Source organism: Stenotrophomonas sp. 1L-E-5-B-C3 (assembly GCF_057292075.1).
On sequence record NZ_JBXAWS010000025.1, the window covers coordinates 26,280 to 46,047 of the forward strand.

Sequence of the window (19,768 nt, forward strand, 5' to 3'; positions counted from 1 at the left end):
AGAGCATCCACCCATGAGGTGGATCTACTGGAACGCCCTGAGCGACCTTCCAGGGCCTTTCGGGGGCATCCCGATCGCCCGTCCGAGCGCGCATATGCGAATCATTATCGTTGATGTTATTCTACGTAACATCTTCGTAACGACTCCGCCCTCGCGCCATGGCTTCGCCCGCGCCCACCGCCACGCTGCGCCAGCTCGCCCGTCAAGGGTGGCCGCTGCTCGTGGCCGCGCTGCTGACGCTGCTGCTGGGGTGGTCGGCATTGCACGAAGGGCGCGGCAACGAACCTGCCGCCCACGGCTGGCAGGCACACGCGGACAACCTGCTGCAGGCCATGCCGCTGCCGGCCCCGCCGGCGGACGAATGTCCTCAACATGCGGCGCCTGCACCCGAACCCCCGCTTGATGGCGAGGGCGGCGCGCCCTGCACCGGCCTGGCCCCGCCCCGTGCGGCTCTGGTCGCCCATATCCCGTTGTGGCGCTCCGACGCCTTGCGCTGGCAGTTGCACGACCCTTCGCTGCGCCTGAATCCCGGCCACGCACCTCCCGCACCGCACGCCAGCTGAGGCGCCTTGCGGCCGTTGCCGTGCGCCTGAAGCCGTTCACCGCGCAGCCAAGCGTCGGCTCGGCTCTACAGAAACCGCCTTCTACGTGTCGTCGCGCTGTCTGCGCTTCGGCCCTCGCCCTTTCCTGATCCAAGCCACCGCCATCCAGACCATGACCCATATCAAGACCCGCAAGTACGCCCCGCGCGTTTCCCTGCTCGCCTCCGCCACCCTCGCCGCCGGCTTCGCACCGCTGGCCGCACAGGCTGCCGACAGCGCTGACGCTGCATCCCGCAAGGCCACCGACCTGGACAAGGTGCAGGTGCGCGGCAGCTGGTTCAATCCGTCCTCGCCGAAGTTCACCGCGGAACTGCTGAACACTCCGAAGTCGGTGTCGATCGTGTCGGAGAAGCTGATTGCCGAAACCGGTGCGACCAACCTGCAGGATGCACTGCGCATGGTGCCGGGCATCACCTTCGGTGCCGGCGAAGGCGGCAACCCGACCGGCGACCGTCCCTTCATCCGCGGCTTCGATTCGCAGAGCAACATGTTTGTCGATGGCCTGCGCGACGTCGGTTCGCAGACCCGCGAAATCTTCGACCTGGAGCAGGTGGAAGTGGTCAAGGGCCCGAGCTCGGCCTACGGCGGCCGTGACTCCGGTGGTGGCAGCCTGAACCTGGTGAGCAAGACGCCGAAGCTGAAGAACGAAACCAGCGCCAGCATGGGCATCGGTACCGACAGCTACGCACGCGGCACCGTGGACGCCAACTACGTGCTGGGCGATGGCATCGCCGCCCGCCTGAACCTGATGAAGCACGAGTCGGACATCGCCGGCCGTGACGCCGCCAATGTCAGCCGCTGGGGCATCGCACCGTCGATCGCGTTCGGCCTGAACGGCCCGGCGCAGCTGATTGCCAGCCACTACCACATGCAGAGCGACGACCTGCCGGATGCAGGTGGTTTCCCGTACGGTAATCCGAACGGTGCGCCGGCCTCGAAGTGGGTCGATGGCCGCCCGATGGTGCCGGACCGCAACAACTACTACGGCCTGGTCGACCGTGACTTCCAGCGCACCCGCGCCGACATCAGCACCCTGGACGCCAGCTACGACTTCGGTGGCCACAAGCTGCGCAACATTGCGCGCCTGGGCAACACCAGCAACGACTACCTGTGGACCCAGCCGGACGACAGCCAGGGCAACCCGAACAACTACGGCACCTTGTGGCGCCGTACCAACAGCCGCGCCGTCGACGTCAAGAGCTTCGCCGACCAGCTGGGCCTGACCGGCGCGTTCCAGACCGGCGCGCTCAAGCACAGCTACAGCGCCGGTGTGGAGTACAGCGACGAGAAGATGACCCGCGGCAGCTACCTGATGACCCCGGGCACCAGTAACCCGCTGACCGGCAACAGCAAGTGCCCGACCACCGGCGCGGCCACCGGCTACAACTGCACCAGCTTCGCCAATCCGAACCCGAACGATCCGTGGGCGGCGACCCACGCGGTGTATCGCAGCGACAAGGCGCTGGACGTCGAACAGCGCACCAAGACCACCTCGGCGTACCTGTTCGACACCATCGAACTCAACGCACAGTGGAGCTTCAATCTCGGCCTGCGCTACGACGACTTCCGCACCACCCTGACCACGCCGGTGGCCGGTGCGGCGCCGACCCGCGTGCGCAATGACAACGACTTCCTGAACTACCAGGCTGGCGTGGTGTTCAAGCCGGCGGCCAACGGCAGCATCTACCTGTCCTGGGGCACCTCTTCGACCCCGCCGGGCATGGACGGAGGTGACGGCTCCGACGGTCTGAGCGCGGCTGTGGCCGACCTCAAGCCGCAGGACACCAAGAACCTCGAACTGGGCACCAAGTGGGACCTGCTCGACAACCGCCTGAACCTGACCGCGGCGATCTTCCATACCGTGATGAACAACGCACGTGTGACGATCGACAACGGCACCAGCCAGAACGCAGGCAAGAAGGAAATCAACGGCTTCGAACTGGGCTTCACCGGGCAGCTGACCGACGCCTGGAGCCTGTACGGCGGCTACACCTACCTGGACTCGGAACTGAAGGACAACGGCTTCGTCTGCGCCGTGTCGGGCCGGACCTGCCCGTCCAACGTCTACGTGCCGTCGCCGAACAACGGCAACGAGTTCCCGAATACCGCCAAGCACAGCGCCAACCTGTGGACCACCTACCGCTTCCCGATCGGCCTGACCATCGGCGCCGGCGCGTTCTACTCGGACAAGCAGTACGGTGACGTCGCCAACACCAAGTGGATCGCCAGCTACACCCGCTTCGACGCGATGGCCAGCTACGCGATCCAGGACAACATCAGCCTGCAGCTCAACGTGCAGAACCTGACCGACAAGACCTACTTCACCAAGGCCTATGCCTCGCACTACGCGAGCATCGCCCCGGGTCGCTCGGCCACCCTGGCGCTGAACGTGAAGTTCTGATGTAACTCCGCTCCACCACGGCGGCAGGCTCTCCTGCCGCCGTTTTTGTTTCCGGCGATACTCACCCCATGGCTTCCAGCACCCCATTTGATTCCGACGCACTGGCAGACCTGCTGCAGCACGATCCGCAGGCGGCGTTCATGCGCGTACGCGATGCCGCGCAGGCCGGCCAGATCGATGCTCAGCTGCTGCTCGCGCAGATGCACATGGAAGGCAAAGGCACCGCACAGGACGCCTCTGCGGCACTGCTCTGGTACGAAACGGCCGCCAACAACGGCGTGCCGATGGCGATGAACATGCTTGGCCGCTGCCACGAACTGGGCCAGGGCACCACGCCCGATTCCACGCTGGCCGCGGTGTGGTACCGGCGCGCGGCCGACACCGGCCTGGACTGGGGCCTGTACAACCTGGCCAACCTGCTGGCCACCGGCCGCGGCGTGACGCAGGACCGCGCGCAGGCACTGGCCCTGTACACCCGCGCCGCACACCTGGGTCATGCCAAATCGATGAACCTGCTGGCCCGTCACCTCGAAGACGGGCTGGATACCGCGCCCGATCCACAGGCAGCGCTGGCCTGGTACGAGCGCGCGGCCGAGGCCGGTGATTTCCGCGGCCAGGCCAACTACGCCTCGATCCTGCTGCAGGCCGGCCAGGTCGAACAGGCCGTGCACTGGCTGCGACGGGCGCTGGCCCACGGCAGCCCGGCCTTCATGGCGCATATCGTGCCGGAGCTGGCCGCTTCCCCGCACCCCCAGGTGCGCGCCCTGGTCGCACCGACGTCCTCCTGAGGAGTTCCGCATGCTGCTGCACATCCCCGATATCCTCAGCGCCGAGCAGGTAGCCGAATTCCGCCGCCGCCTCGATGCCGCCGACTGGACGGATGGCCGCGAGACCGTCGGCCACCTCGGCGCGCAGGCCAAGCACAACCAGCAGCTGCCCGAGGCCTCGCCGCTGCGCCGCGAACTGGGCGAGATCATCCTCGTCGCTCTGGCCCGGCACCCGCTGTTCTTCAGCGCCGCGCTGCCACTGAAGTACCTGCCGCCGCGCTTCAACCGCTACAGCGGTGGCGGCACCTATGGCTTCCACGTCGATGGCGCGGTGATGAACCTGGCCAACGGCGAACAGCTGCGCTCGGACATCTCCTGCACGCTGTTCCTGTCCGCGCCGGACGAGTACGAAGGCGGCGAGCTGATCATCAGCGATACCTACGGCGAGCACGAAGTGAAGCTGCCGGCCGGCGACCTGATCGTGTATCCGTCCAGCAGCCTGCATCAGGTGCGCCCGGTCACGGCCGGCGCGCGCGTGGCCTCGTTCTTCTGGGTGCAGAGCATGGTCCGCGACGATGTGCAGCGCCGCCTGCTGTGGGAAATGGACGGCTCGATCGAGCGCCTGCGGCAGACCGGCGGCGATGCCGAGGCGGTGCTGCAGCTGACCGGCGTGTACCACAACCTGCTGCGACGCTGGAGCGAGGTCTGAGCCGGATCCGGCCGGCCTGCGACATTTTGGCAATCATTCTCATTTGCAACAGCTAACAGCTCTCATTACAATCACGCCCCGTTGATGCCGGCCGCTGCCGGCAGACCCTTGGGGACCCCTGCTTGCTGCGCCCGCTTCGCCCTCGCCCACTCATCCATCGCAAGATGGGCACCGCCATGCGCGGCCAGCGTCCTGCGCTGGCCAGCCTGTTGGCGTGGGTGGCGATGCTGGTGTTGCTGCTCGGCACCCTGCCGCTGTTGCCGCAGGCCCACGCCAGCGCTCCGGTGCAGGCCCTGCAGGTGCCGCTGGAAGAACGCGGCGGTGAAGCCCCGCTGCAGGAAGAAGCACCGGCCAAGCTGCGCCGCGCCACCTCGGCCCCGGTGAAATCGGCTGACAAGGCACGCCCTCCGATGCTGCTGGCCAGCCAATGGCTGCGCACTGAACTCGAACTGGTACCCGCCACGCCGGCCACGCCCGGCGTGCGCCTGGACTGGCCACTGGCCACTCCGGACACGCCCTGGGCCGATGCGCCCGGGCGCCGCCAGCAACGCGGCCAGGCGCCGCCGCTCGCCTGATTCACGGCCCCGCGTGACCGCCTTCGCGGTCGCACCGGCACGCCGCTGCCTGCTTCATCCCTGCCGCCCCTGACCGGGCCTCCCCGTGCATGCCGCGCCGTTTGCGCCTGGCATCGCACCACCCTGCATCCCTCGAGGTAACTGCCATGGCCAAGCGCCATCGTGTCCGTTCGTCCCTGTCCCGTACCCTGCTGACCAGCGCCGTGCTGGCGGCCATGACCGCCCCTGCCTTCGCCTACGGTGACGCTTCCGGCGCGCCACAGACGCTGGACAAGGTGGTGGTCACCGCCTCCGGCTTCGAGCAGAAGGTGGTCGATGCCCCGGCCAGCATCAGCGTGGTCAGCCGCGAGGAGCTGAGCAAGCGCCCGTACACCAACCTTGTCGATGCGCTGCGCGACGTCGAAGGCATCGACGTCGGCCTGGAAGCCAGCGACAAGAACGGCCGTGCCACCATCTCGATGCGCGGCCTGCCCTCCGAGTACACCCTGGTGCTGATCGACGGCCGCCGCCAGAGCAATGTCGGCCAGCTGTATCCGAACAACTTCGGCGGTGGCCAGTTCGCCTACCTGCCGCCGCTGGATGCCATCGAGCGCATTGAAGTGGTGCGCGGCCCGATGTCCACGCTGTACGGCTCGGATGCAATGGGCGGCGTGATCAACATCATCACCCGTCGCAACCAGGACAGCTGGCACGGCGCGCTCACCCAGGGCTTCACCGTGCAGCAGGACGATCAGTTCGGCGATGCACGCACCACCGACGTCTACCTCAGCGGCCCGCTGGTCAAGGACCGTATCGGCCTGGCAGTACGCGGCAGCTACTACGACGCCAAGGCCTCCAATCCGGAGTGGGATGCACTGACCCTGCCCGACGGCAGCCTGTGGGAACGCAGCATCGGCTTCGGTGGCGGCGGCAAGTCGGTGGCCAACACCAACTGGAACACCGGTGTGCGGCTGAACTTCCACGTCAACGATGACCACGAACTGTGGCTGGACTACGACGTGTCGCGGCAGAAGTACGACAACAGCGAGGGCCAGACCGGCACCCTCGACAGCCTGGCCAGCCTGTGGCGCGTCGGCAACGCAGTGATTCCAAACCCGAACGGCAGCGGCACGGTCACCCGCCGCGTGGTGCAGCCGCGCGTGGGTTACACCGCCTACCAGCGCTACGAGCGCGACCAGTTGTCGCTGACCCATCAGGGCCGCTACAGCTTCGGCACCTGGCAGACCTCGCTGACCCACAGCAAGAGCAGCAATCTCGGCCGCTCGCTGCCGCTGACGCTGGACGAACGCGCCAACCTGCAGACGCTGTGGAATGACGTCTGCCGCCGCACCGGTGCGGCCAACAACTGTGCCGCTGGCCGCAACAACGCACTGGGTGCACTCAATGCCAGCGAACAGGCACGCCTGCAGGCGTTCCTGCCGCGTCCGCTGCGCACCATGGAGCTGGAAGGCTACGTGCTGGACACGATGCTCGACCTCGACTTCGGCGCGCACAAGCTGACCGTCGGCGGCCAATACAACAACACCGACATGATCGACGGTGTATTCGGCATGGATGGCGCCGGCTACCGCAGCAACACCAAGCAGAAGCACCGCATGTGGGCGCTGTTCGCCGAGGACAACTGGTCGCTGACCGATACCCTCACCGCCACCTTCGGCCTGCGCTACGACGACCACAACGTGTTCGGCAGCCACCTCAGCCCGCGCGGCTACCTGGTATGGAATGCCAGCGACGCCTGGACCTTCAAGGGTGGCATCAGCACCGGCTACAAGACGCCGCGTCCGGACCAGCTGTTCCCGGGCATCACCGGTTTCGGTGGCCAGGGCGTGCTGCCGCTGGTGGGTTCGCCGAACCTGAAGCCTGAAACCAGCACCAACTACGAGCTGGCGGCGTACTACGAAGGCCAGCGCTGGGGCTTCAATGTCACCGGCTTCTTCAACAAGTTCGAAGACAAGATCGCCAGCGGCGGCACCTTCCCGAACTGCGAAGTGGCTCCGGCCGGCAGCGGTTACTGCGTGGACATCGGTCCGGGCTGGGCAACGCTGGGCTACAGCACGTTCACCCAGAGCGTGAACATCGACAAGGCCGAAACCCGTGGTGCCGAGCTGGCCGGCCACGTCGACCTGCTCGACAACCTGCAGCTGCGCGGCAACTACACCTGGACCAAGAGCGAACAGACCAGTGGTCCCGACAAGGGCCGCCCGATCGCAGGCACCACGCCGGCAAAGCACATGGCCAACGCCAGCCTCAACTGGCAGATCAACGAAGCGGTCAGCCTGTCGCTGATCGGCGAGGGCCGCTACGACCGCTATCGCGACACCCTGATCGACAGTGCCGGCACCCGCCACGTGCGCTATTACGAGGACTACACGATCTTCCACCTGGGCGGCAGCTGGAAGGCCACGCCGTGGCTGACGGTCAACGCACGGGTCAACAACCTGTTCGACAAGGACTTCGTCTCGCAGTCGTGCCTGCTGCTCAATCCCAGCGAGTTCAGCTGCGTGGACGACTACGCGACCAAGGACCAGCGCCGCAGCTACTGGATTTCGCTGAACGCGAAGTTCTGATCTCTGCGCCCTGCCCTGGTGGGTGCCGACCTTGGTCGGCACCGCTCCATCCACGCATGGCGTGGATCTACTGATCCGCAGAATTGCCGGCCAACCGCCGGCAATTCCAGCCAGTCGGTAGTGCCGGCCGCTGGCCGGCAATTCCCCCCCAGGGATACAGAACGACACGCAATTGCGAGCTATTCTCATCAATGATGTAATGGGCAGTCCCCGTCAGCCCCGAACCGTGCCGTGAGCCGTCCTGCCCCTTCCACCGTGCAGCAGCAACAGAGCCGTGGCTTCTGGCTGCGTACGCTGCACCAGTGGCACTGGATCAGCTCGGCGGTCTGCCTGATCGGCATGCTGCTGTTCGCGGTGACCGGCTTGACCCTCAACCATGCCGCGAAGATCGAGGCCAAGCCCGAGGTGCAGAACCAGCATCTGGAACTGCCGGCCGCGCTGCTGGGCCAGCTCGGCGCGCGCGCGGACGGCAACGCACCGATTCCGCGCCCGGCCCGGCAATGGCTGGATGAACACCTGGGCATCGCCATCGGCGGCCGCGCGGCCGAATGGTCGGCCGAAGAAATCTATCTGTCGCTGCCGCGCCCCGGCGGCGATGCCTGGCTGAGCATCGACCGCGAAACCGGCGCAGTGGAGTACGAATCAACCTCGCGCGGCGCTGTGTCCTACCTCAACGACCTGCACAAGGGCCGCAATGCCGGCCCGGCATGGGGTTGGTTCCTGGACCTGTTCGCCGTGGCCTGCCTGGTGTTCTGCATCACCGGCCTGTTCCTGCTGCACCTGCATGCGCGGCAGCGGCGCATGACCTGGCCGCTGGTCGGCCTCGGCCTGATGATCCCGCTGCTGATCGCCCTGCTGCTGATCCACTGACTTTCCTTCGTTTCCGGAGCCGCCCCATGCGCGTCACCCTGACCATCGCCCTCAGCGGCCTGCTGGCCACCTCGCCGGCCTATGCCACCACCCTCGACATCAACGTCGAAGTGCCCAAGCTCAACGTGGCCGAGTACCACCGCCCGTATGTGGCGGTGTGGCTGGAAGGCGCCGACCAGAAGGTCGCCGCCAACCTGTCGGTCTGGTACCAGCAGACCAGCAACAGCGAAGGCCATGGCACCAAGTGGCTGCCCGACCTGCGCCAGTGGTGGCGCAAGAGCGGCCGCACCCTGCAGGTGCCGGTGGACGGCGTGACCGGCCCGACCCGCCCGGCCGGCAAGCACGCGCTGTCGTTCAACGACAAGCAGCCGGCGCTGAAGCAGCTGGCCCCGGGCAACTACACCCTGGTGGTGGAAGCGGTGCGCGAAGTCGGCGGCCGCGAGCTGCTGAAGATCCCCTTCACCTGGCCGGCCACCGCCGCACAGAACGGCAAGGCGCAGGGCGCCACCGAACTGGGCCAGGTCACCCTCGCCGTCAAACCCTGAAAAGGGGACGGAGGGGATTAAGTCGTAATTCCCCTCCCCTCGCCGCACCACCCTGCATCCACCTGGAGTCTTCCGCATGAAGCGCACGCTCGTCCTCGCCGCCGCTCTGGCCGCTGCCCTTCCCTTCTCCGCCCTGGCCCACAAGGCCTGGCTGCTGCCCTCGCAGACCGTGATCGCCGGCAACGCGCCGTGGATCACCGTCGACGGTGCGGTCTCCAATGACCTGTTCTATTTCAACCACGTGCCGCTGCGCCTGGAGTCGCTGGTGATCACCGCGCCGGACGGCAGCACCGTGCAGCCGCAGAACGCGTCCACCGGCAAGTACCGCAGCGTGTTCGATGTCGAGCTGAAACAGCCGGGCACCTACCGCATCGCGTCGGTCAATGACGGCCTGTTCGCCACCTACGAGCAGAACGGCGAGCGCAAGCGCTGGCGTGGTACCGCCGCCACCTTCGGTGAACTGCCGAAGGACGCGAAGAAGCTGGAAGTGAGCCAGTCGGTCGGCCGCGTGGAAACCTTCGTCACCAACGGCGCACCGAACGACACTGCGCTGAAGCCGACCAACCGCGGCATCGAACTGGTGGCCGTGGGCCATCCGAACGATCTGTTCGCCGGCGAGGAAGCGACCTTCCGCGTGCTGGTCGATGGCAAGCCGGCCGCCGGCCTGGAGTTCGAGATCGTGCGTGGTGGCACCCGCTACCGCAACGCGCAGGACGAGCAGAAGCTGACCAGCGACGCCAAGGGCGAGATCAAGGTGACCTGGCCGGAAGCTGGCATGTACTGGCTGGAAACCGGCACCGAGGACAACAAGACCTCGGTGAAGCAGGCCGCCAAGCGCCGCCTCAGCTACGTCGCGACGCTGGAAGTGCTGCCGCAGTAATGTGGACTGCGATGCCGGGCAGCCCCCGGCATCGCCGCCGCTACGCATCACCATGACCGATTCCCTGCTCGACATCGCCCGCCTCGGCGGCACCACCATGGGCACCACGTGGAGCGTGTCGCTGGTCGCATCGCACCAGCGCGACCTGCACCCGCTGCACGCTGGCATCCAGGCGCGGCTGGATGAAGTGGTCGCACAGATGAGCACCTGGGAACCCGGCTCGGATCTAAGCCGCTACAACCGCGCCGACGCCGGCCAATGGTGCGCGTTGCCGGCCGAGACCCGCCACGTTCTGGCCTGCGCACTGGCCATCGCCGCCGCCAGTGACGGCGCCTTCGATCCCAGCATCGGCCCGCTGGTAGCGTTGTGGGGTTTCGGCGCACACGCCGGTGAACGCACTCAGCCCGATCCCGCACGCCTGCAGGCCACGCGTGATCGCTGCGATTGGCAGCGCCTGCAGTGGCAGGACGATGCGCTGCTGCAACCGGGTGGACTGGAACTAGATCTCTCTGCGATCGCCAAGGGCTTCGGCGTCGATCACGTGGCCGCCTGGTTGCGTGGACAAGGCATCACTGCAGCGCTGATCGAAGTCGGCGGCGAACTGGCCGGCTACGGCCGCAAGCCGGACGGCCAGCCGTGGCGGGTGCTGGTGGAATCCGCACCCGAAGAAGACGCGCACACCGATACCCCGCCACGCGTGCTCACACTGGACGGCAGGGCGGTGGCCACCTCCGGTGATCGCTGGCACCAATACCAGGCCGATGGCGAGGCCTACAGCCACAGTCTCGACCCGCGTACCGGCATGCCGGTGCGTCAGGTTGCGGCTGCGGTAACCGTGGTGGCCGACGATGCGATGCACGCCGATGCCTGGGCCACGGCATTGACCGTGCTCGGACGTGAGGCAGGCATGGCACTGGCCGAGCGCGAAGGATTGGCCGCGCGCTACCTGCAACGCGTAGCGGAGGGTCCACGCGAATTCCTCAGCAGCGCCTTCCAGCGCCTGCTCGACGAGCAGGTCGCATGAGCACCCGTCCGTCGCGCGCGTGGCTCGGCAACGCGCTGGTGCTGTTCCTGCTGGCAGTGATCGGCTGGGCGCTGTTGCGCCTGCACCTGGGCGAGGCCTGGTGGCAGGGCGCTCCGCCGGCGCGGCAATCACAGATCGCAGTGCTCGCCACGGCGCTGTATGCGCTGGCCTGCGCGGCCCTGTGGTGGCGCGGGCGCCCGCGCGACGATGCCGCAACCGGAGACACCCCACCGATCCTGCTGGTCTGGTCCAGCCAGACCGGCTTCGCGCGTGAGCTGGCCGAGCGCAGCGCCGAGGCCCTGCGCGGTGCCAGCCTGCCGGTACGCGTACGCGGCCTGCACGAAGTGGACGCGGCGTTGCTGGCCGATAGCCAGCGCGCGCTGTTCATCGCGAGCACCACCGGTGAGGGCGACCCACCCGACCACGCCCTGCCGTTCCTGCGCGGGGTGATGGCCACGCCGCCCCCACTGCAGCATCTGCAGTACGGCGTGCTCGCGCTGGGCGACCGCAGCTATGGCCACTTCTGCGGATTCGGCCACCAGCTGGACCAGTGGTTGCGCCAGCACGGTGCGCATCCGCTGTTCGATGCGATCGAGGTCGACAACGCCGATCCTGCAGCGCTGCGTCATTGGCAGCAACTGCTGGGTCAACTCGGCGGTGGCGCCAGCGAACTACCCGACTGGAGCCCGGCCGAGTATCAACCGTGGACGCTGCTGCAACGCGAGCACCTGAACCCGGGCAGCCCCGGCGGCCCGGTGTACTGGCTGCGCCTGCAGCCCCCCGTTGGCGTTGATGTGCAATGGCAGGCCGGCGACATCGCCGAAATTGGTCCGCAGCATGCGCGGGACAGCGCGCGCGCGTGGCTGGACGCGCAGGGCTTTGATGCTGACGCGGTACTCGACGATGGACAGACGTTGCTGGCCCGTGTCGCACGCTCGCACCTGCCTTCACTGGTTCCACCGGGGGACCTGCCTGCGTTGCTGGCGACCCTGCAGCCATTGCCGCATCGCGAGTACTCGATCGCCTCGGTGATGGCCGACGGTGCGCTGGACATCCTGCTGCGCCGCCAGTTGCGTGCCGATGGCACGCCGGGCATCGGCAGCGGCTGGCTGTGCGACCACGCGGTGGTCGGCGAACCGGTGCAGCTGCGCCTGCGACGCAACGACAACTTCCACGGCGTGGCCGCCGACGTGCCGCTGCTGCTGATCGGCAACGGCACTGGCATTGCCGGCCTGCGCGCGCACCTGCATGAACGTGCTCGCGATGGCGCGCGCCGCACCTGGCTGCTGTTCGGTGAACGCACCGCTGAGCACGACTTCCACTTCGGTGAGGAACTGCAGGCAATGCTGGCCGACGGCACGCTGGCGCGGTTGGATGCAGTGTTCAGCCGCAGCGGCGGCGCGCATCGCTATGTGCAGGACCGGCTGCTGGCCGAAGCGGCAACGCTGCGGCAGTGGGTCGATGAAGGTACGACGATCCTGGTCTGCGGCAGCCTGCAGGGCATGGCCCCGGCGGTGGATGCGGTGATCGAGCAGGTGCTGGGGGCCGAGGGCAAGGAAGCGTTGCAGCTGGCCGGTCGCTACCGGCGCGATGTGTATTAGCCACTGTAGAGCCGAGCCCATGCTCGGCTGGGTGGAACGCGAAAAGCAGCCGAGCATGGGCTCGGCTCTACAGGGTCATGCCATCGTCGCCGCACTCACCCGGATCGCCAACAACTCGCCACCGCCCTGCAACGCGTGCCGCTGACGCTCGCCGGCCGACAGCCACGCGGTATCGCCCGCCTGCAGCGCCGGCAAGCCGCTATCTGCACCGAACTCCGCCTGACCGGCCAGCAGATGCAGCGCCCAGGCCACACCCGGTTCGCAGAAGAAGAACATGGCGCCCACCAGCGGCCGGTGCAGCAGCTCGGCCTGCAGCAGCTCGCGCTTCCACATCAGGTTGAAGTCGTGGGTGGTGCCATCGACCAGTTCGCCGTGCAGCGCTTCCTCACCAGCAAAACGCACGCGCCCGTGCGGTGGCAGCACCTCGGCCACACGGCCATCGTCGAAGCGCAGGCGCACGCCATTGCCCTGCAGCAGCACCAGTTCGCGCTCCACCCCGGGGAAGGCAGAGAACGCGGCATCCTGCTCGATCTCGGCCACCGACAGGCGCAGCGCCCAGTCATCGCCCTGCGCAGGCAGGCGCAGGATCTCGCGGGTCCAGCCAAGTCCATTCCGCCAACGTTCGCGGCGGTAGTCCAGGCGGGAGATCACCTGGCTCGGAGTGTGCAGCAGGGAGTCGATGTTCATCCGCGCATTGCATCATGCCGCGCGCCGTCGTGCATCACCGCGTGGCGAGCGTGCCCTGGCCACCGCACTCGCCGGCCAGCAGCTGCGAGTGCTTCAGCCAATCCTGGTCGGGGTAGTAAGCAAACACCATCGTGCCGCCACGCAACGCATCGATCAGCGGCTTGGCCACCGACAGCCGCACCGCAGGGCAACCCAGGCTGCGGCCCAGCCGCCCCTGCAGCTGCGCGGTAGCCGGGTTCACGTACGGCGCACCATGGATGACGATGGCTCGGTCACGCGCGCGGTCGTTGAAGCCCGGTTCCAGCCCGGCCAGGCGCAGCGAATAGCCGTTGCCGCCCATGTAGGTCTCCTGCGCGGTGAACGCGCCGAGGCTGGACATGAAACTGCCATCGCGGTTGGAGAAGTGTTCGGTGCGGTTCTCACCGCTGTTGCGGCCATGCGCCACCCATTCCTCGAACAGCAGGCGCTGGTGGGCCAGGTCGAACACCCACAGGCGCGGCTCGGTGGACGGGCGCGAATAGTCGATCACGCTGAGCCGATCACCATTGATGCCCAGCTCCGGCCGCTGCAACGCACAGCGCATGGCGTGCGCCGCCAGCTGCAACACGTGGCGGTCGGCCTTGGGCGCGCTGCGCGACAGCAGGGCAGCCAGATCATCGGCGCTGGTGGCAAGGGCGGGCGTCTGTGCCAGCGCCGGGGCGCTGGCCGAGGTCGCCAGCAGGCCGAACGCGGCCAGCCGGCACAGGCGGGATGCAGTCATGGGCACAACAGGGGGACTCAGTTGCCCTTGAGGGTGGACCCTGGCGGCTCGGATTCCAAGACCGGCTGCATTCCGGATTCAGCCGGGCTTGGGCGGACCGCCGGCAGCGAGGTCACCAGCAGGGTCGTGCCCGGCACCAGCACCTGGTACAGCTGGCGGGCGAAATCGGCCGGCAGCGCCATCGGCAGCGAGGGCGTGGCCAGCAGGTCCGGGGTGGCCTGGGCACGGTCCTGGCCCAGCAGCGGATAGGCCGTCCACTGGTGCAGGCGCTGGTTCACGTCCAGCGGGCTGGGGGTGTCGCTGTAACCCTGCCCCATCACAAACAAGGTGGTGCCCTGGAACGCTGGCAGCGCGTCGGCCTTCAACGGCGACTCGCCGATCATCACACCATCGCGCAGCACGTACAGGCGCTGGTCGTGCAGGCTGACCAGGATGCCGACCTGCCCCGCCGGCGCCGCGCTGTCGTTCCACCAGGCCTGCGCCGGCGCCCCGCCCTCGGTCTCCGGCAGGGCCTGGCCACGCGCGTTGACCGGCGCCAGCACCGACGGATAGGCCAGCGTCATCGGCGAGCTCTTGGCATCGGCCACGACCACGGTGTCGCCGCGCTGGGTTTCACTGAACAGCTTCTGCGCGAAAGCCTGCGGCAGCCGCACGCAGCCGTGCGAGGCCGGGTGCCCGGGCAGGCTGCCGCCATGCAGGGCGATGCCGTCCCAGGTCAGCCGCTGCATGTACGGCATCGGCGCGCTGTTGTAGAGGTTGGACTTGTGGTCCTTGTCCTTCTGCAGGATGGTGAACACACCCGTTGGCGTCTCGTGCCCGGCCTTGCCCGAGCTGATCGTGGTCAGGCCGATCGCGATGCCGTTGCGGTACACGTAGGCGCGCTGTTCATCGAGGCTGACCACCAGCACGATCGGGCCGGTCGGCGAGATTTCCGGATGCCACAGGTACTCGCCCGGCTTCAGGTCGGTCGGTCCGCGCACTTCGGCGCTGCTGGCTGCGGCAGCTGCTGGTTTGGCAGCCGACGTCGGCGCAGCGGCATGGGCCAGCGGCGGCAGCGCCAGTGCAAGGGCGAGCATCAGGGTCGTGGGGCGGTGCGGAAGCATCCAGCGGGGGTCCTTTCCATGCGGAGCGGCCACCGTACACCATCGGCCCGTGGTGGCCGCGGCAAAACCAGGCGCCGGAAATGAAACTGCCCGGCGACACAGCCATGTGTCGTACCGGGCAATCGTTACGTCCTTGTCGGCCTGCTGCCGCCCCCTCGCATCCTGCGCTGTGGGGGTAGCGTTGCATCCTGCACGCGGCCGCGTCTGTCCTGTTTGTATCTCAGCCCCTTCCACAGGTCTGTGATGCCACCATCCTGGTGATTGGTGCCGCGTCCTGCGGCGGTCGGTGGTCAAGGCCTTCCTGTCCGTGACCGGTGAACCAGCCTCCTGCCGGTTCCGACGATTCCTGCTGTCAGCGCCTCGGTACGGTTCGCACCGGTACCGATCCAGGTACCGGATCCGCCGGCAACAACCTGTTGCCTACGGTGATCCGCTGTCGATTCCGTTCGACGATTGCTTTCCCTATCCCCTTCACCTGCGTCAGGTCCTCGACGCGATGAAACGGGCCGTGTCTGCGCCGGTGCTCGACGATCGCCTCGGCCTTGGCGGCTCCGACCATCGTCAATCCCTGCTGCAGCGCTTGGGCATCGGCGCGGTTGATGTCGATCGGTTCGGCGGCATGCGCCCCAGCGATCCACACGACCAGCACCAGTGCCCTCAACACGACACTCCAAGGCACGACGTGTATCTCCTTGTGATTCTGGCCGTCCCGACCGGCAATCCCGTCGGTAGGAACAGTGTCCGTCACCACATGCACACAGCCTATCGGTTTCCTGGATTTCTAAAAGCCAGCCAAATACCCGACGTGATGTAGGAAAAACCCTACCCGTGGCACAGGCGTAGAATGGCCGGATCAGCCCATGCAACCGGAGTTTCAGATGGACAGCGCCAAGCTCGGCCAATTCGTCAATGACAAGTGGGACAGCGAAATCGTCCCGCAGTTGGTCGACTACATCCGCATTCCCAACAAGTCGCCGATGTTCGACGCCAATTGGGTGCAGAACGGCTACATGGAACAGGCGGTCACGCTGATGGAGAACTGGGCCAAGGCCCAGCAGCTGCCCGGCCTGAAGGTTGAAGTGGTGCGCCTGGAAGGCCGTACCCCGCTGATCTTCCTGGAAATTCCGGCTACCGGCGCCGAAACCGGCGACGACACCATCCTGCTCTACGGCCACCTGGACAAGCAGCCGGAAATGACCGGCTGGGACGACGACCTCGGCCCGTGGACCCCGGTCCTGCGCGGCGACAAGCTGTATGGCCGCGGCGGTGCGGACGATGGCTACGCCATCTTCGGCTCGCTGGCCGCGGTGCTGGCACTGCAGGCCCAGGGCCTGCCGCATGCCCGCTGCGTGGTGCTGATCGAGGCCTGTGAAGAATCGGGCAGCTACGACCTGCCGGCCTACGTCGACCACCTGGCCGACCGCATCGGCAAGCCGTCGCTGGTAGTCTGCCTGGATTCGGGCTGCGCCAACTACGACCAGCTGTGGTGCACCACCTCGCTGCGCGGCCTGACCGGCGGCAACTTCACCGTGAAGGTGCTCAACGAAGGCGTGCATTCCGGCGATGCCTCCGGCGTTGTGCCGTCCAGCTTCCGCCTGCTGCGCCAGCTGCTGTCGCGCATCGAGGACCAGGACACCGGCCGCATCCTGATCGATGGCATGAACGTTGAAATTCCGGCCGAGCGCCAGGCGCAGGCCAAGCGCGCCGCCGAAGTGGTCGATACCGAGATCTTCGAGAAGTTCCCGATGGTCGACGGCCTGCGCCCGATGAACGAGGACCTGACCGAGCTGGTGCTCAACCGCACCTGGCGCCCGGCGCTGTCGGTCACCGGCGTGGGTGGCATGCCGGCGCTGGAATCGGCCGGCAACGTGCTGCGCCCGCAGACGTCGGTGAAGCTGTCGCTTCGCCTGCCGCCGACTGCCGATGGCAAGACCTGCGGCGAACTGCTGAAGGAAGCGCTGCTACGCGATCCGCCGAACGGCGCACAGGTCACCCTGGACCTGGAAAAGGCCTCCACCGGCTGGAATGCTCCGGCGATGGCGCCGTGGCTGACCAAGGCGATCGACGACGCCAGCCAGGCCTTCTTCGGCAAGCCGGCGATGTACATGGGCGAAGGCGGCTCGATCCCGTTCATGGGCATGCTCGGCGAGAAATTCCCGGGCGCACAGTTCATGATCACCGGCGTGCTCGGCCCGCACTCCAACGCGCACGGCCCGAACGAGTTCCTGCACATCCCGATGGGCAAGAAGGTCACGTCCTGCGTGTCCAAGGTGATCAGCGAGCACTACGCCGCCAGCCTGCGTGGCGAGACCAGCGGTTCGCCGGTGGCTGCCGACAGCGGCACCCGCCACGGCGACCACGGCTGCTGCTGACAGCGGCACACCGTGACGGACGCAGCCTGGCCTTGCTAGGCTGCGTCCACTCTTGGTGGGAATCACACGCATGAATGGTCTGTTCGGCAGCAGCAGCTGGCTGTACATCATCCTGGTCGGCTTCTTCGTCGGCCTGCTCGGGCGATTCTTCATGCCCGGCAACAACCGCATGGGCTGCCTCCTGACCATCGTGCTGGGCATCATCGGCGCGCTGCTGGCCGGGTGGTTCGGCCAGTACATGGGCTGGTACGCCGCCGGCGAACCGGCCGGTTTCTTCGGTGCGGTCGTGGGCGCGGTCGTCGTGCTGGCGATCCTGCGCCTGTTCAGCGGTCGCCGCTGAGCCTGACCGCCCTTCCCTTCCTGTTCCCGACGTTGGCGCGCCCGGCGCGCCCGGATATGCCTGCATGACCGAACCCGCCTCCGATCCCCAGCGCAGCGCGCAGCGCCTGCGGTGGGCCCGTACCCAGCTTGACGACGGCAACGCCGTGGTCGAGCGCGCTTCGGTAGATGCCGGCATGCGCAGCTACTGGCGCACCACCAGCACGCGCGGCAGCCACATCGTGATGGACGCCCCCCCGGGGCTGGAAGATCCGCGGCCGTGGCTGCACATGCACGGCCTGCTGCACGACAACGGCCTGCGCGTGCCCGCGCTGCTGGCGCAGGACCTCGATGTTGGCTTCCTGCTGCTGGAAGATCTCGGCGGCCCGACCCTGGCGAAGATCCTCGACGAGCGCAACGCCGATGAATGGTTCGGTCGCTCGATCGAACAGTTGCTGCGCCTGCAGGCGATTCCGGTACCCGCCGGCTTCGGCCAGTTCGGCGAGGCGCTGCTGCAGCGTGATGCCGGCCTGTTCGACGAATGGTTCCTGCAGCGCCACCTCCACCTGGAGCTGGACTGCGGCGAGCTCGAAGGCCTGCAGCTGGTACACCGCCGGTTGATGGACAACGCCCTGGGCCAGGCGCAGCTGCTGACCCATCGCGATTACATGCCGCGCAACCTGATGCCGGTCGACGACGGTCCGGCGGTGCTGGATTTCCAGGACCTGGTGCGTGGCCCGATCGCCTACGACGCGGTGAGCCTGTTCAAGGACGCGTTCCTGAGCTGGCCGCTGCAGCGCGTGGACGAGTGGCTGGCGCAGTACCACGAGCGCGCCCGCGCCGCCGGCCTGCCGGTACCCGAACGCGCCATCTTCCTGCGCGATGCCGACTGGATGGGCATCCAGCGCCACGTGAAGATCCTCGGTCTGTTCTGTCGCCTGCGCTACCGCGACAACAAGGGCCATTACCTGGACGACGCGCCGCGCTTCATCAACTATCTGGACGAAGTGCTGCCGCGCTACCGCGAGCTGGCACCGCTGCAGCAACTGCTGGAACACCGCATCAAGCCGGCGCTGGCCGAGCTGGCCGCACCGATGCGCGTGGCCCGATGAAAGCACTGGTCTTTGCCGCAGGCCTGGGCGAGCGCATGCGCCCGCTGACGCTGCACACGCCCAAGCCGCTGCTGGAAGTGGCCGGCAAACCGCTGATCGTCTGGCACCTGGAGCGCCTCGTCGCGTTGGGCGTGCGCGAGGTGGTCGTCAACACCGCGTGGTTGGCCGAGCAGTTCCCGGCGACGCTGGGCGACGGTAGCCAATGGGGCCTGCAACTGCATTTCCTGTACGAAGGGCCGACCCCGCTGGAAACCGGCGGCGGCATCCTCAACGCACTGCCGGTGCTGGGCGACGCCCCGTTCCTGGTGGTGAACGGCGACATCTGGACCGATTTCGATTTCGCCACGCTGCCCCGTGAGCCACAAGGCCAGGCACACCTGGTGCTGGTCGACAATCCGGCTCAGCACCCCGAAGGTGACTACCGTCTCGATGCGCAGGGTGTGCTGTACCACGACCGGGCAGGACCCTGCCTGACCTATGCGGGCATCGGCGTGTATCGCCCTTCCATCGTGGCCGACTGGCGCGCGGTGATCGGTGATGCGCCGGGCAGCGAGCGGCTGCCGCCGAAGTTCTCGGTGGTGCCGTTGCAGAAGCACTTCATGGCGCAGGGGTTGATGACCGGACAGCACCATCGCGGGCGCTGGACCGATGTCGGGACCGTGGATCGCCTGCGCGCGCTGGATGTGGAGTTGGCAGCGAACGGCTGAGCCCCTCGTGGTTGGTCGCTCAGATCAAAAGCCGTGCTTGGCCGGGCGGGGTGGGTTCGCGGGGGACGCCGTGAACCCGTCCCTGAAGTGACCCCCGAGACTTGGACGGGGTCAGGCGGCCGATTGGGCCTGCTCCCGGTACTTTATCGGGCTGAGACCTTTCAGTTT

General features: G+C 67.4%; 19 protein-coding genes. 15 read left to right on the plus strand and 4 right to left on the minus strand.

Annotation, left to right across the window (positions count from 1 at the left end; all coding sequences use genetic code 11):
* Positions 1-158 precede the first annotated feature (158 nt).
* The 11 genes from AC0Z6F_RS20985 to AC0Z6F_RS21035 all read left to right on the plus strand — a co-directional run bounded on the left by AC0Z6F_RS20985 (position 159) and on the right by AC0Z6F_RS21035 (position 12,541).
* The gene (locus AC0Z6F_RS20985; RefSeq protein WP_012510315.1) at positions 159-563 is read left to right on the plus strand and encodes a hypothetical protein; all 405 of its coding nucleotides are present in this window, start codon (positions 159-161) and stop codon (positions 561-563) included.
* 151 nt (positions 564-714) lie between these two features.
* Positions 715-3,003, plus strand: a complete 2,289-nt coding sequence (locus tag AC0Z6F_RS20990; protein WP_485616894.1) for a TonB-dependent receptor — start codon at positions 715-717, stop codon at positions 3,001-3,003.
* 68 nt (positions 3,004-3,071) lie between these two features.
* Complete coding sequence (locus AC0Z6F_RS20995) at positions 3,072-3,791, plus strand: tetratricopeptide repeat protein (RefSeq protein WP_485616895.1); 720 nt, start codon at positions 3,072-3,074, stop codon at positions 3,789-3,791.
* Between the two features lie 10 nt (positions 3,792-3,801).
* Positions 3,802-4,479, plus strand: a complete 678-nt coding sequence (locus AC0Z6F_RS21000; RefSeq protein WP_100434173.1) for a Fe2+-dependent dioxygenase — start codon at positions 3,802-3,804, stop codon at positions 4,477-4,479.
* A gap of 164 nt (positions 4,480-4,643) precedes the next feature.
* Positions 4,644-5,054 (plus strand): hypothetical protein, encoded by a 411-nt coding sequence (locus AC0Z6F_RS21005; RefSeq protein ID WP_012510311.1) that lies wholly within the window; start codon positions 4,644-4,646, stop codon positions 5,052-5,054.
* A 146-nt stretch (positions 5,055-5,200) separates the two neighbouring features.
* A complete protein-coding gene (locus AC0Z6F_RS21010; RefSeq protein ID WP_100467936.1) occupies positions 5,201-7,621 on the plus strand; it encodes a TonB-dependent receptor domain-containing protein in 2,421 nt (806 codons plus the stop codon).
* Positions 7,622-7,852: 231 nt separating this feature from the next.
* A complete protein-coding gene (locus AC0Z6F_RS21015; protein WP_448122660.1) occupies positions 7,853-8,491 on the plus strand; it encodes a PepSY-associated TM helix domain-containing protein in 639 nt (212 codons plus the stop codon).
* Between the two features lie 26 nt (positions 8,492-8,517).
* Positions 8,518-9,036 (plus strand): DUF2271 domain-containing protein, encoded by a 519-nt coding sequence (locus tag AC0Z6F_RS21020; RefSeq protein WP_004147429.1) that lies wholly within the window; start codon positions 8,518-8,520, stop codon positions 9,034-9,036.
* A gap of 76 nt (positions 9,037-9,112) precedes the next feature.
* On the plus strand, positions 9,113-9,916 hold the full coding sequence (locus AC0Z6F_RS21025) for a DUF4198 domain-containing protein (RefSeq protein WP_012510308.1): 804 nt from the start codon (positions 9,113-9,115) through the stop codon (positions 9,914-9,916).
* A gap of 52 nt (positions 9,917-9,968) precedes the next feature.
* Positions 9,969-10,940: an FAD:protein FMN transferase gene (locus tag AC0Z6F_RS21030; RefSeq protein WP_012510307.1), complete on the plus strand. Its 972-nt coding sequence runs from the start codon at positions 9,969-9,971 to the stop codon at positions 10,938-10,940.
* On the plus strand, positions 10,937-12,541 hold the full coding sequence (locus tag AC0Z6F_RS21035) for a sulfite reductase subunit alpha (RefSeq protein ID WP_012510306.1): 1,605 nt from the start codon (positions 10,937-10,939) through the stop codon (positions 12,539-12,541). The genes AC0Z6F_RS21030 and AC0Z6F_RS21035 overlap by 4 nt, the downstream gene beginning before the upstream one ends.
* Positions 12,542-12,616: 75 nt before the next feature.
* Here AC0Z6F_RS21035 and AC0Z6F_RS21040 read toward each other — a convergent pair whose 3' ends face one another.
* The 4 genes from AC0Z6F_RS21040 to AC0Z6F_RS21055 all read right to left on the minus strand — a co-directional run bounded on the left by AC0Z6F_RS21040 (position 12,617) and on the right by AC0Z6F_RS21055 (position 15,770).
* Positions 12,617-13,228: a HutD/Ves family protein gene (locus tag AC0Z6F_RS21040; RefSeq protein ID WP_012510305.1), complete on the minus strand. Its 612-nt coding sequence runs from the start codon at positions 13,226-13,228 to the stop codon at positions 12,617-12,619.
* A gap of 34 nt (positions 13,229-13,262) precedes the next feature.
* Positions 13,263-13,988: a murein L,D-transpeptidase catalytic domain family protein gene (locus AC0Z6F_RS21045; RefSeq protein ID WP_012510304.1), complete on the minus strand. Its 726-nt coding sequence runs from the start codon at positions 13,986-13,988 to the stop codon at positions 13,263-13,265.
* Between the two features lie 17 nt (positions 13,989-14,005).
* The gene (locus AC0Z6F_RS21050; protein WP_012510303.1) at positions 14,006-15,091 is read right to left on the minus strand and encodes a L,D-transpeptidase; all 1,086 of its coding nucleotides are present in this window, start codon (positions 15,089-15,091) and stop codon (positions 14,006-14,008) included.
* Positions 15,092-15,443: 352 nt separating this feature from the next.
* Positions 15,444-15,770: a ComEA family DNA-binding protein gene (locus AC0Z6F_RS21055; protein ID WP_012510302.1), complete on the minus strand. Its 327-nt coding sequence runs from the start codon at positions 15,768-15,770 to the stop codon at positions 15,444-15,446.
* Positions 15,771-15,969: 199 nt separating this feature from the next.
* Here AC0Z6F_RS21055 and AC0Z6F_RS21060 point away from each other — a divergent pair, with 199 nt between their 5' ends.
* The 4 genes from AC0Z6F_RS21060 (at position 15,970) to murU (ending at position 19,600) form a co-directional block, all read left to right on the plus strand.
* Positions 15,970-17,463 carry a M20 family metallopeptidase gene (locus tag AC0Z6F_RS21060; protein WP_012510301.1) on the plus strand — a complete coding sequence of 498 codons (1,494 nt, stop codon included), beginning with the start codon at positions 15,970-15,972 and terminating at the stop codon, positions 17,461-17,463.
* Between the two features lie 70 nt (positions 17,464-17,533).
* Positions 17,534-17,803, plus strand: a complete 270-nt coding sequence (locus AC0Z6F_RS21065) for a GlsB/YeaQ/YmgE family stress response membrane protein (protein ID WP_004147394.1) — start codon at positions 17,534-17,536, stop codon at positions 17,801-17,803.
* A 64-nt stretch (positions 17,804-17,867) separates the two neighbouring features.
* The gene (locus AC0Z6F_RS21070) at positions 17,868-18,893 is read left to right on the plus strand and encodes an aminoglycoside phosphotransferase family protein (protein WP_012510300.1); all 1,026 of its coding nucleotides are present in this window, start codon (positions 17,868-17,870) and stop codon (positions 18,891-18,893) included.
* Positions 18,890-19,600: an N-acetylmuramate alpha-1-phosphate uridylyltransferase MurU gene (murU, locus tag AC0Z6F_RS21075; protein ID WP_012510299.1), complete on the plus strand. Its 711-nt coding sequence runs from the start codon at positions 18,890-18,892 to the stop codon at positions 19,598-19,600. The genes AC0Z6F_RS21070 and murU overlap by 4 nt, the downstream gene beginning before the upstream one ends.
* Positions 19,601-19,768 lie beyond the last annotated feature (168 nt).